The organism is Prevotella communis (genome assembly GCF_022024175.1).
GTDB classification, from domain to species: Bacteria; Bacteroidota; Bacteroidia; order Bacteroidales; family Bacteroidaceae; genus Prevotella; species Prevotella communis.
Window position 1 is genome coordinate 2,896,779 of sequence record NZ_CP091794.1, and the last position, 13,339, is coordinate 2,910,117.

The following is a 13,339-nucleotide window of genomic DNA, read 5'->3' on the forward strand; positions in this document are numbered from 1 at the left end:
TGGCTTTGTTGTCACTACAGAGCACTCCCGGAGGCAAAAAACACGCTTTGTAGTCACTACAGAGCACTCCCAGGGGAAAAAAACTCCATTTGTAGTCAATACAATCGATATTTAGAGTGAATAGAATCAAGAACAAAGAAACATTAAAACATTAAGATTATGATACAAATTAAAAAAACTATACTGACGCTCGCACTGCTAATCACGGCGGCGACGGGCGCGTGGGCAGAAGGTTATTATAATATTAATATAAATTTCGATCCTGTTTATAAACCTGAGTTTACATTCTTTATGTGTAATGTTATGGGACCCGATATGCCTAGTGGTACGCTCTACCTATCCGTCGATGGTGTGTCAAAGGGCAGTTTCGATGTTGATAATGGAATGTGTTCTCGTCAAATTTCCCCCGCTTTAGATGCGGGAGATCATACTTGGTATGCCGAGTTTATTCCTGAGGGTGGCGGTGAAAAGAGTACTGGACAGAGAAGTTTTACAATAGATCAGGACTTTGCCTATGTTTATATTGATGATCCTGAACAATCTTCAATTGAAATGGGCGTTGGTGAAAGTAGGAATTTTAGGGGTCATGTAGATGGTCCTGAATCAAGTGAGGTAAATATTTCATCAAGTAATGATAATGTTGCTAAATTTAGGGCTTCATCCAGTTACTCTTATGGATTTGAGGGCTATATTGATGCTGTTGGTGCAGGCACTGCCACAATTACAGTTTCATTTGCAGGCAATAAAAATTACAAGGCTGCCCAAAGTAAAACACTCACTGTTACAGTCTTAGCCCCCGCCGCCTCCGGCCCCGAGGTCGCCTGGAACAAGACGGCGAAGACCGGCACGTTCACCATGCCCGGCGGCAACGTGACACTGGAGCCCGAGTACTACCCGCAGGCCGCGCTCACCGCAGCCCCCACCGCCATCAATAACGTGCCCGCCACCACCGACGGCGCCATCGTCAAAGCCGGCACCGTGAAGAACATCGGCGAGACCGCGAACGCCCAGGGCACCGTGATGTACTACGTCAGCCAGACCGCCCTCGACGACGACGCCCTGCTGGCCCTCGCCGCCGACCAGTGGACTGCCGACGTGCCCACCGCCGAGAGCCTCGCCCAGGGCCAGGCCTACGTCTACTACTACGTGCGCGGCAACGACAGCGACACCGACGCTGAGAACTTCAGCGACGGCGACATCCTCGCCGCCAACGCCCTCACCGTCACCATCGCCGCCGAGCCCACCTACGCCGTCACCTTCGCCGAGGGCGTCAACCCCGAGCCTCCCGCCCAGCCTGAGTGGACCGCCAGCCCCGCCACCGGCGTGAAGAAGGGCGAGACCGTCACCGTCACCTACACCGGCTCGAAGAAAGTCATCGGCGTGAAGGCGGAGAAGAAGGCGAAGGCCTCGGCTGGCCCCGTCACCGTAACGTGGAACAACGATGATATAACCGGCAGTGATAATTCTTTCACCAAGGACGGTGTCACTATAACTGCCGGCGATATAGACTTCGATGAAAAGGATTTCAAAGGAGGCGGAACATTTACCACCACCCTCGGCAACTTCACCAAGATTGAAGTGACTACATCGCGTTGGCAAGCATCAGGCGAAGGCTGGTCGGGCAGCACCTGGACCGGCAATGCCTCCAGCGTATCGTTCAGCGGCGAAATTATGGATCGTGGCGAGGGCACTGTCAAGTTTGTGTTCACCATTGAGCCGACGAACTGACCGCCCCCCTCTCGCGCGTATATAATATAAAAGGTATAAACAACATAAAGAAATACAATATATGAAAACAATATCAAGATATATAATGACGCTCGCGCTGCTACTCACGGCAGTCACGGGCGCGTGGGCCGCAGACACGTACACCATTACGTTCAGCGGTTTCGGCAACGAGGCCTGTAACAAAACGGTCACTGATGCCGCGCTGGAATATTCCGAAACATTTACTGTTAATGATGTGGATGCAGACTATATGTCGTTAATCGACTTAGGCGGCTCTAATGAGTATGTCAGCATCAGTCAAGGTCAATATGATACACAAATTATCATCACCGTCAAAAGCGCCTTCGAGGGCACGGAAAAGGTCACGGTCTATTATGTGAATATGGATGGGGATGAAACTGCGCGTAATATCTCCGTGACCTGCGTGAAGAACGCCCCCGCCGAGCCCGCCGGTCCCAAGGTCGCTTGGAACGCCTCGACCAAGACCGGCACCTTCGCGATGCCCGGCAGCGACGTCGTGCTGACACCCATCTACGCCAAGGCAGCCGCATTCGCCACCACGGGCACCGAGCTCGATGTGAAGACCCTGCTGCCCGAAGCCGCTGAAGGCATCATCGCCGGCACCGACGCATCGCTCATCGCCGAGGGCACCGGCATCGTGGCCTTCGCCGGAACCAGCACCGAGGTCACGCAGGGCACGCTGATGTACGCCATCGGCACCTCAGCCACCGAGGCCCCCGCACTCACCGCCTTCAGCGCCACAGTGCCCACAGCCGAGGACATCGCTGACGACGGAGCAGACGTCTACGTATGGTACTACATCCAGGGCGCCGACACCCCCGACGGCCAGCAAGCCACCGAGGAGAACACCTTCAACGACACCGAGCCCGCCTGCCTCACCGTCCAGGTGCTCACCAACAAGTTCGACATCACCTTCAACGCCGCCAACGCCAACACCATCGAGGCCGGCAAGGCCACCGTCACCCTCGACGGCGCAGCCGCCACCGTCACCGACGGCAAGCTCCAGGGCGTGAAGATGGGCAGCGAGGTGAAGATCAAGGCCAACACCGGCTACAAGTTCCGCAAGGTGGAGGTGAAGAAGGCGGCCTCTGAGTCTCTCATCGTCAACCCCGTAGTGGGACAGATTATCGGCAGCGACGGCAAGAACTATAATGTTGCCGACGTGCCCACGGGCGTGGAGAAAGTGGCCATGATTACCTACGTAGGCAGCGAGACGGGCCATGACACCTACAAGCGCGGCCTGGCCATCGCCCTGAGAGACGAAGGCGAAATGGACTGGGCGACGGCCAAGAGCACCTGTGAGGCCAAGAGCACCTTTACCAATGCCGCATGGATGGTGCCCAGCGTGCCTCAGTGGATGGCTATGTGCACGGCCACTGGTAATTCTGGTAATACTTATTACGGCAGTATGAAATATGCCATGATTGCCGCCGCAGGCGAAGAAAGTAGTTTTAAGGAGGACGGCTACCAATACTGGTCATCGTCAGAGGGTAGTAGTAGCACCGCCTTTTGCTTTGGTCTCAAAGATGATAGTGCGAACATCCCAAGCGCCGACAAGAACAATATAAAAGGTGTTCGCGCCGTGCTCGCTTTCTAACCCCTCTCGCGCGTATATAATATAAAAGGTATAAACAACATAAAGAAATACAATATATGAAAACAATATCAAGATATATAATGACGCTCGCCCTGCTACTCACGGCAGTCACGGGCGCGTGGGCGCAGACACCTACAATCTACTTCCAACAGGACTACGCAACGGAAACTGTTGATTGGAGCACGGCTACTGGTGGACGGTTCACACCTATCGTTGAGAACGGTTATCTCACAGTTAACCAGAATCAACGTAACAACAATGGTACTACCCTTACTTGTACTGCGACACAAGGAAAAGTAGATGCCGGTAAGGACTTCACGATGACTTTCAATGTAAAGCTTGGAGCTTCTACTAACCAGTCTGCTACAGCTTTCAACATCTACGATGCTGCAAACTCTGCTCCAATCCTCTCTCTTGCTGAAGGTTCGGTAAATGCTACAGCATGGAAAATCAATCAGGGCACTCAGACTGCTACGGTATCAGCCGGTGGCGGAAAGTCCCTAGATGAACTCAGTTGGATTTTCGTTCAGGTAACATATATCGCAGGCGAGAATGCTAAGACTTATCTTACTCTGAAGGATGAACAGAACAACATTATCGACGGATTCGACGAAACGGAAATCCCAACGATTTCTGTGGCAGGCGGTCTTGGCAAGATGACCTTCGTAACATCCCGTTACTCCGCTAACTTTGCCATCGACAATGTCCTCGTTAGCGAGGTTGTGAACGACGCCGCTGCCTCCGAGCCCACCATCGACGTAACCACCAACGCCGCAAGCAAACAGGACCTCTTCACTGAGGCATCGTTCACCATGCCCCCCTTCGACGCAACGGTGAACTACATGCTGGTGCGCGACATGCAGGACAAGGCGAATCCCGTGGCCTTCAGCGGACTGCCCAGCTCTGGCAACATCGTCGTGAAGAAGGGCGACGACGGCAAGTATCAGCCCGCCGAGGCACTCACCATCCAGCTCATCGACCCCCTGGCCTCTGCTGAAGACGCAAAGAACATCATCGGTGCCGACGGCATCACCGTCAAGGTGCTCGTGGGCGACGACTCAAGCCTACCCATCGAGTACGATCATTACGAACCCATCACCCTCGAAGCCTTCCTTGCCGACATGAAGCCCGGCTACTACTGGATTAAGGCCGAGCCGACCGACGAGAACAGCCCCTACGACGGCACCGTTTACAGCAGCCAGTTCACCGTCGTAGAGAAGTACGACCTCGCTGTGAAGCCCGCCAACGACTTCTCGAAGGGTAAGGTTGAAAGCGTCACCGTAGGCAGCGGGTCCGTCACCATCGACGCCAACGGCAAAGCAAGCAAGACCGGCATCGACCCCGACACCGATGTGAAGATCAAAGCCAAGCGCGGCTACGTCATCGACAAGGTAGAGGCGAAGAAGAAGGCTGCGGCTGAAGGCCATGCACTCACATCAGCTAAGTTTGGCGAAATAGTAGGCAGCGACGGTAAGGCATACGCCGCCGACGACAAGGACAACCTGCCCAGCGGCGTGACCGCCGTGGCCATGATTTGCTACGTCAGCGGCAGCCACGGCCTGGCACTGGCGCTGACCGATGAAGGCAAGATGAACTGGAGCACCGCCCAGACTACCTGCGCCGCCCACACGCCGGCCATCACCGGCGGCACGTGGAAACTCGCCAGCAAGGACGAGTGGAACAGCATGATTTCCGCTGCCGGCAGCGACGCCGACCTGCGCGATGGCTTCGGCTTCGTCGGCGGAACGAATATGCAGTCGAGCTGGTACTGGTCGTCTACGGAGTACGAGGACAATTCCAGCCAAGCGTACTACTACGACTTCTACGGCGGCTACTTTAACGTCTTCTCTAAGGGCAACGCCGCCCGTGTTCGCGCCTGCCTCGCGTTCTAACCCCTCTCGCGCGTATATAATATAAAAGGTATAAACAACATAAAGAAATACAATATATGAAAACAATATCAAGATATATAATGACGCTCGCGCTGCTACTGACGGCAGTCGGCGGAGCGTGGGCAGCGGACTATTATGTTGTGGGCAACTTCACCAATTGGAGCACCAATCCCGCCTACAAGATGACGCTGAACACGGAATGCACATCTACCACAGAGTATATACTGACACTCGACTTAGCCGCTGATGCACAGTTTAAGGTGGTAAAGGATGATGGCCAAGACCAGACCTGGTATCCCGACGGTATGGGAAATAACTATGGCGAAAACGGTGAACTGAAAGGAGCCGGTAAGTACACGGTTTACTTCCGTCCCAACAAAGATGGTAACCAAGACTGGTTCTATGATGTTATAAACGTAGCAGCCGCCGAGTCTGCCCCCGCCGGTCCCGCAGTGACCATCAGCCAGGACACGGAAACCAAGCAGTATGAGGCATCGTTCAAGATGCCGCAGTACGACGTGACCGCCACCTACACCATCAAGCGCGACTTGACGGTGGACGTGACCGCACAGGTAGGCGACGGCACCCAGGAGCAGCCCCGCTACCGCGTGAAGAAAGACGGCAACAAGTTCATCCCCGCCGACATGGAGATGGCTGCCGTGCCCGCACTCTTCACCGTGAACGACGACATCGAGCAGAAAGCCCTCACACAGACCCAGGACTACATCGTGCAGATCTACGCCATCGACGCTGATGGACAGCCCACCGGCGACCCCATGACCTTCGCCACCTTCACCTTCGAGCCCGGCATCTACGCCGTGAAGGCAGTGGCAGCCGACGGTAGCGACTACGCCGGCGAGACCGACCTCTCCAACACCTTCCAGCTCTTCCAGGGCTACCAGGTAGAAGTGGCCGCCAAGGAGTTCATCACCTACTTTAAGGACGAGCCCCTCTACGCCGACACCGAGACATCCGCCGACGCTGAGCTCTACACCATCCAGAGCGTCAGCGCCGACCAGGCCACACTCAGCGCCGCCATCGAGACCGCGCCCAGCCGCACCCCGCTGCTCATCTTCAACAACAGCGACGAGGCCAAGACCTTCCTGCTGATCCCCGCCAACGAGGAGCCTAACCTGCAGCTCACCGTAGCACCCGAGTTCGTCGGCACCTTAGAGGCCAAGACCATCGCCGCCTCGACCGACGACCAGACCAACTATGCCCTCAACGGCAAGGCCTTCGTCTTCGTGAAGAACGACCTCCCCGTCGCCGCCAACAAGGCATGGCTGAGCATCAGCAACTCTAATGCCCGCGCAATCAACCTCGTATTCGACAGCGAAGCTACGGGAGTCGGTTCAATTGAAAATGGAAAATTGACAATTGACAATTGGTACGACCTGAACGGCCGCAAACTGAACGGAATGCCGACCAAGAAGGGCATCTACATCATGAATGGCAAAAAAGTCGTGGTGAAGTGAGAGTGAATAAGAAACGAAGGATATGTTTAAGAAACTAATTGCCATAATAAGCGTAATTTATTCATAATGGCCATAATAAAAAATTATAATATTAATTATGGAACAATTATGTTAATTACGGGAATTAGTTTCCAAATAAAAACAAAGCCTTCGTTTCAGAAGAAAAAAGAACATTAAAGTATTTATGTATATGAAGAAAAAGATATTTTCATTGCTCGTGCTGCTCATGGCAGCAGTGACGGGCGCGTGGGCGGATATCATTCCGACCTACGACCTCACCGTGGGCACCAACGACCACAGTACCATGAAGTTCTACGTGGGTCAGGATGAGGTGACAAAGGCCAAGGAAGGCGAGACCGTGACCATCGTGGTGACGCCTGATGACGGCTGGTCAATCGGTAATGTTACTGGTCAGTGGATTGCCGCCATGGCAAAGGCTCCCCGCCGTACAGCCGGCATCGGCCTGCTGCAGGATGTGGACGTGACCTTTGTTTCTGAGGACGCACAGACCCGCGCACATACCTACACCTTCGTGATGCAGCGCGCCAAGGCAGAGTTCAGCGTGGTGTACAAGAAGCATCTGGACCATCCGGACATCACCATCTCCAACATCCTGCCCGTGACCTACAACGCACAGGCACATACACCTTCCTTCACCGTGAAGGACGGCAGCACGGTGCTGGTACTGGGCACGGACTATACCGTGACCTACTCTGACAATGTGATGGCCTGCGACAAGGATGCTGCGGAGAATGCTCCTACCGTGACCATCAAGGCCGTGGAGGGACATAATTTCTATGTGGGTGAGAACTCCAAGACGTTCACCATCCGCAAGAAGACCCTGGAGGACGGCTTCATGAGCAAGGTGGCCGACCTGACCTACAACGGCAAGGCGCAGGAGCCTGCTCCCACACTGACCTACGACGGCATCACACTGGTGGAGGGCAAGGACTATGTCTTCTCGTATATCAACAACAAGGACGTGGCCAGCACTACGGATGCCAAGGCTCCTGTGGTAACGGCCAGCGCCGTGAAGAACAGTAACTTCACCGGTGCGGCTACGCAGAAGTTCAATATCAAGAAGGCACCGCTCACCGTCAAGGCTGCCGACGTGAACATCATCCATGGCAGCGAGGTGCCCGAGTACGAGGTATCCTACGAGGGCTTCGTGGCCGATGAGACAGTGGCCGTGCTGGAAGGCACGCTGGCCGTGGCCTGTGACTACACAGCAGAGAGTGCCGTGGGCAGCACCTACGACATCACCCCATCGGGTCTTACCGCCAAGAACTACAACATCACCTTCGTTCCCGGCAAGCTGACGGTCCTGGTGGACCAGGCTGCCGTTGACCAGGCTGCCGCCGACGATGCCATGGGTAAGATTACGGCTATCGGCGAGGTGGCTTACACGGAAGCCAGCAAGGCGCTGATCGACGCTGCCCGCGAGGCCTACAATGCCCTGACGGATGCACAGAAGGCACTGGTGACCAACCTAGAGACACTGACCACTGCCGAGACAACCTATGACAACCTGAAGGCCGCTGCTGAGAAAGCTGCTGCCGACCAGCTGGCTGCCGACGCTGTCATTGGTAAGATATCGGCTATCGGCGAGGTGGCTTACACCACTGAGAGCAAAGCTCTGATAGACGCTGCCCGTGAGGCCTACACGGCCCTGACCGAGGATCAGAAGGCTCTGGTTAACAACTATGAGGTGCTGACCACTGCTGAGACAACCTATGCCAACCTGAAGGCTGCCGCTGAGAAGGCTGCTGCCGACCAGGCTGCCGCTGGCGATGTGATCGACAAGATTGTGGCTATCGGCGAGGTGGCTTACACAGAGGACTGCAAGAACCTGATTGAGGCTGCCCGCAATGCCTATGATGCGCTGACTGCCGACCAGAAGGCACTCGTTACCAACTACGAGGTGCTGACGGTAGCTGAGACGACTTATGCCAACCTGAAGGCTGCCGCTGAGAAGGCCGCTGCCGACAAGCTAGCCGCTGATGATGTCATTGCGAAGATCAACGCCATCGGCGAGGTGGCCTACACCGAGGCCTGCAAGAACCTGATTGATGCTGCCCGCAATGCCTACACGGCACTGACCGAGGATCAGAAGGCACTGGTGACTAACCTTGAGGTGCTGACCGTTGCCGAGAAGACCTACGAGGAACTTGGTCAGATTGCTACTGGCATCAGCACCATCAAGGCTATTGCCGGTAAGACCATCTACGACATGAATGGCCGCAAGGTCACCGTTCCTAGCAAGAAGGGTATCTACGTTGTGAATGGCAAAAAGGTCGTGATTAAGTGAGAGAAAAAAAACAGAAAAAACACTTTTTGATGTTTGTAGCTCTTAATGAGCTCTAGTGATAAGTGGTATGTCTTTGGCTTTAAGAACAAGTTCTTACGCCAAACTCATACCACTTCTCGCATGTATAAGGGTCGCCTTCGGCTCAAAATTTGAAGAAAATTCTGCTAATGTATTTTGGGGGTCCACAGCGGCTCACTTTCCCATCCATGGGGAAATCCCATTCTCCTTAAGCTAACATTTGGGTAGTCTTTAAACAGTTCCAATAATTGTTGTTTAATGTTACTATTGGGTACTATATTTTGTTCTAGGTATAAAATCGTACAAAGTTGGGCGTATAACTTCATTGGTCTAATGTGACTGGTATCAACCCATGAAAGTGGAAGTCTTGATGGCAACTGAGGCATTGCTGGAAAACGTCTGTTCCATACACGTCCATGGTGAGCACAACAATTACGGAGTACTGTTAGGCTCCGCAGCCAACTCTCCATGTAATCATATTTGGGTAGTCCCATGCTTCTTGCCACTTCCTTTTTTACATTAGTATCTTTCATGTTTGCATACAACTTCGAGAGATTACCAAAAGAAACGACTTCCAAGGTTTTCCATACAGGAGGCATTGAAGGTGAGTCGTATTTTGCAAAATGTTCTTGCAGAAACTCCTCCTTTGAACGGTTAAGTTCGTTCTGTATGTTATCTATACAGGTCTGGAATATAGTTCGATTGGTGAATTTTGAGGCATCCATAAACCAGAATGCTCCATGATCCAAAGAGAAAAAATGAATGATACGTGTACGCAGAGCGACTTCTATGTCTTGAATTGCCGTAAATATAATAGTGCGGAGCTTTTTGTCGAAATTGTAAAGAGAAATAACGTCCTCGAGACGTGTGCCACTGACAAATTGATGATTCGTAGTATCAATCTCAAACAATCTCCAATAACTTGCTAGACGAAAGTAACTGATAGAAGCTAGTTGCTTCAATGCAGTGTCTTCATCATTAACAATGAGACCACGCTGTTTTAGCATAGCAAGTTGAGTGGTAATATCGGTTGGTTGCTTGTTATATCTCATACCTATATAAATAACGAAGTCCCGCCGTGGTACGCATTGTTAGGAGGCGTGGCGGGAACTGTTGCTGCAAAGGTACTCCTTTTTCCTTAAACTGCCAAAAAAAAAGCATAAAAACAGTCGCAAAGGGGTTACTTTTACAATGTTCGCTGCCTTTATCGCGCATTATATACGCAAAAAATATAAAATCTCCCCCAGCAGAGTCTTCAGCTTCTCTATCTCTACAGTAGCGAGCAGCACCTTGCCGTTGGGATCTATCAAGTAGATAGAGGGAATCCATCTAATGTGATAGGCCTGCGCCATCTTTGACTCTTTCATCTTTTTCAGTTCGGTGACCTGTGGCCATGCGATAGCCTCTTTCTTCAGGTAGTTGTCGAGGGCTTCGCGGGTGGTGTCGAAAGATATGCCGAGGAACTGCACTCCTTTCGTATGATATTGGGCATAGAGCTCCTTCATCTGAGGCATGTCTTTTCTGCAGTCAGGACACCAAGAAGCCCAGAAATCCAACACGATGTAATGGCCGCGGTATTTTTCCATTGAGATGGTATTTCCTTCGGCATCGGTCAGTTCTGGTGCCACTGTCCCTACTGTCAACAGGTCGCGGGCATACAGAGAGTCAAGGTCTTGGGCCATCAGCGTGGTGGCGATGCAAGATACAAATAATACGATTGCTAATACTTTCTTCATTGTCTAATCTGTTTTTATGGTGCAAAAATACGAAGAAACGCGTGAAAAGCAAAAGAATAATACTTTTTTCTTGCTATTCATCTGATTTTTTGTATATTTGCAAGCGAATATGACTACGCAACTAATTAATAACGAAGGAGAAGCCACGCTGACACTTTGCGGACGACTGGATACTGCTGTCTCATCCCAGGTGAGTAGTGACATCCAACAGTTACTGGATACAGCGGGCAACATCCAGCATCTCACCGTAGATGCTGGTCAGCTGAGCTATATCTCAAGTTCCGGTCTTCGCATCCTGCTGATGCTGGCTAAGCGCTTTAAGCCTTTTAGGATTATCGGTGTGAATCCAGAAGTTTACGATGTGCTGAATATGACTGGTTTCACCAAGATGATGACAGTAGAGCGTGCTCTGCGCCAACTGAGTGTTGAGGGCTGCGAGGTAATCGGTGTAGGCGGTGTGGGAACCGTCTTCCGACTCAACGACGACACCATCATCAAGGTGTTCCGTGAAGGCACGACCATGGACGAGGTTCTCAAGGAGATTACCATGTCGAAAGAAGCCTTTGTCATGGGTATGCCCACTGCTATCTCATTTGACGTGGTAAAGGTTGGTGAACAATACGGACTGGTGTATGAGTTGTTGCAAGCTCAAACGCTGAGTGCTTGTCTGAAACAGGCACCCGAACGGGTGGATGAACTGGCACGCAAATATGCCGATCTCTTCCGCCAACTGCATGCTATTCAGGTGCCTGCCGATAGCAGTGTGCCTGATGCTTTGGAACACGAGCGCAACCAGGTGATGCATATCCGTCGCTATTTCCCTCAGGAGAAGATAGACATCTTACTGCAAATCCTCGATACAGTTCCCGCCAGCAACCGTCTGTTGCATCTTGACCTGCAGGCCAAGAACGCGATGATTCAAAATGATGAGCTGATGCTGATAGATATGGGCGAGGTGGGCTATGGTCATCCGATACTCGATTTGGCACACTCCTACTCAGCCATGGTTACACTGGTGGGCGACTACGATAAAATCATTGGGATACCGCGCGAACTTGGTACTGAGCTATGGAACCGTGCTATTGACTATTATTTCGAGGGACTGCCGGCCGATGAGGTTGCTCTGCGTAAGGAGCAGATAAAAGCACTTTCGTGTGTCAGAAGCTTCAGTTGGCTGGCGCTTAGCGACTCGTTCCCCGAGGCTGTCGTTAACGAATGCCGTACGCTCTTCGACGAACGTGTCACGCGTCACAGCGATTATCTCCTTGACATCTGTCAAACCTTGAAGGACTGGGAATAAAGAAAGGACCACGGATTGCACGGATTTAACGGATTTCTTTAATCGTGGCTTTAGCCACTATCATCCGTGTTATCAGTGAAATCTGTGGTCCTTAAAATGATTCGTAGTCGAATAGATTACTTCGTCTCAGGAGCCTCACCAATCAACTCCATGAACTCGTCGAGTTTTGGCGTGATGATAATCTGGGTACGGCGGTTGCGCTGCTTGCCCAATTCGGTATCGTTGCTCTGCAAGGGGTTGTACTCGCCGCGTCCTCCAGCAGTAAGGCGCTTGGGGTCAACACCATATTTATTTTGCAGAGCCTGTACCACACTCGACGCACGCAGACAAGAGAGGTCCCAGTTGTTGCGGATGTTAGTCTTTGAGATGGGCACATTATCCGTGTTACCCTCGATCAGCACATCATAATCTTTGTAGTCGGTGATAATCTTGGCAATCTTCGACAGTGTCTCGGCAGCGCGGTCGTTAATCTCGTAAGAGCCACTCTTATAGAGCATATTGTCGGCCAGAGAGATATAGACAACACCTTTCAGTACCTGCACGTCAACCTCCTTCAGTTCCTCCTTAGACAGCGAACGGGTCAGGTTGTTTGAGAGCACCATATTCAGTGAGTCGCTCTTAGACTTCACCTCCACCAGATGGCGGATGTACTGGTTTGACTCGTTAATCTGGTCCACCAGTTTCTCAATAGAGATATTGTTCTGTGAGGCATTGCTCAGACTCTTGTCGAGCGACTCCTGCAGTTTGGCGTACTTCTGCTCTGAGGTCTTCAGTGCCTGCTGCATGCCGCGCAACTGTTCCTCCAGTGAGGTAATACGGGCGTTCTTGCCTGCCAGATCCTCCCTTGTTGACTGGAGGTTGGATGTCAGAGACTTGTTCTCATCGCGACAACTCATCAGTTCCTTTTTGCTGGCACAACTGCTCAGCAGTATGGCAGCCGTAGCTGCAAACAAAATAACTTTCTTCATACTCTTTCTTTTTTAGTTTATAATTAAGGTTTCTCTTTTTTTAGGAGTTAAGGAGTTATGGAGTTAAAGGAGTTAAGACGTCAGTCTTGTTCCTCGTATTCTCCGCGGAGTTTTCAGTGAAAGGAGTATCGTCTTAACTCCTTAACTTCTTTAACTCCTTAACTCCTGTGTTCCCACAAAAATCGGATGCAAATATACGGAGTTGATGTGTAAAACAATCAAAAGTAAAGCGGAATTATGGTATTTTAACCTCGCAGCATTGCTTTTTGCAGATTTTTTTGTACCTTTGTCGCCAA

At 51.8% G+C, this 13,339-nt stretch carries 9 protein-coding genes; 6 read left to right on the forward strand and 3 right to left on the reverse strand.

The window, feature by feature from the left end; all coding sequences use genetic code 11:
- Positions 1-159 precede the first annotated feature (159 nt).
- The 5 genes from L6466_RS11645 (at position 160) to L6466_RS11665 (ending at position 9,021) form a co-directional block, all read left to right on the forward strand.
- The gene (locus tag L6466_RS11645; protein WP_237802765.1) at positions 160-1,728 is read left to right on the forward strand and encodes a hypothetical protein; all 1,569 of its coding nucleotides are present in this window, start codon (positions 160-162) and stop codon (positions 1,726-1,728) included.
- A 658-nt stretch (positions 1,729-2,386) separates the two neighbouring features.
- Entirely contained in the window at positions 2,387-3,346 is a 960-nt protein-coding gene (locus L6466_RS11650; RefSeq protein WP_237802764.1) for a hypothetical protein, read from the forward strand.
- A gap of 56 nt (positions 3,347-3,402) precedes the next feature.
- Positions 3,403-5,238, forward strand: a complete 1,836-nt coding sequence (locus L6466_RS11655; protein WP_237802763.1) for an Lcl domain-containing protein — start codon at positions 3,403-3,405, stop codon at positions 5,236-5,238.
- A gap of 56 nt (positions 5,239-5,294) precedes the next feature.
- On the forward strand, positions 5,295-6,713 hold the full coding sequence (locus L6466_RS11660) for a hypothetical protein (protein ID WP_237802762.1): 1,419 nt from the start codon (positions 5,295-5,297) through the stop codon (positions 6,711-6,713).
- Positions 6,714-6,903: 190 nt separating this feature from the next.
- Positions 6,904-9,021 carry an MBG domain-containing protein gene (locus L6466_RS11665; protein ID WP_237802761.1) on the forward strand — a complete coding sequence of 706 codons (2,118 nt, stop codon included), beginning with the start codon at positions 6,904-6,906 and terminating at the stop codon, positions 9,019-9,021.
- 164 nt (positions 9,022-9,185) lie between these two features.
- Here L6466_RS11665 and L6466_RS11670 read toward each other — a convergent pair whose 3' ends face one another.
- Together L6466_RS11670 and L6466_RS11675 are read right to left on the reverse strand one after the other, a co-directional pair.
- The gene (locus L6466_RS11670) at positions 9,186-10,091 is read right to left on the reverse strand and encodes an Abi family protein (protein ID WP_091850807.1); all 906 of its coding nucleotides are present in this window, start codon (positions 10,089-10,091) and stop codon (positions 9,186-9,188) included.
- Between the two features lie 162 nt (positions 10,092-10,253).
- Complete coding sequence (locus L6466_RS11675) at positions 10,254-10,775, reverse strand: TlpA family protein disulfide reductase (protein WP_091850810.1); 522 nt, start codon at positions 10,773-10,775, stop codon at positions 10,254-10,256.
- A 109-nt stretch (positions 10,776-10,884) separates the two neighbouring features.
- Between L6466_RS11675 and L6466_RS11680 the strand changes: the two genes are divergently transcribed.
- Positions 10,885-12,075 carry a phosphotransferase gene (locus L6466_RS11680; RefSeq protein WP_237802760.1) on the forward strand — a complete coding sequence of 397 codons (1,191 nt, stop codon included), beginning with the start codon at positions 10,885-10,887 and terminating at the stop codon, positions 12,073-12,075.
- Between the two features lie 116 nt (positions 12,076-12,191).
- Here the strand turns inward: L6466_RS11680 and L6466_RS11685 are convergent, their stop codons facing one another.
- Positions 12,192-13,043, reverse strand: coding sequence for an OmpA family protein (locus tag L6466_RS11685; RefSeq protein WP_091850816.1), 852 nt, complete (start codon positions 13,041-13,043; stop codon positions 12,192-12,194).
- Between the last annotated feature and the right edge of the window lie 296 nt (positions 13,044-13,339).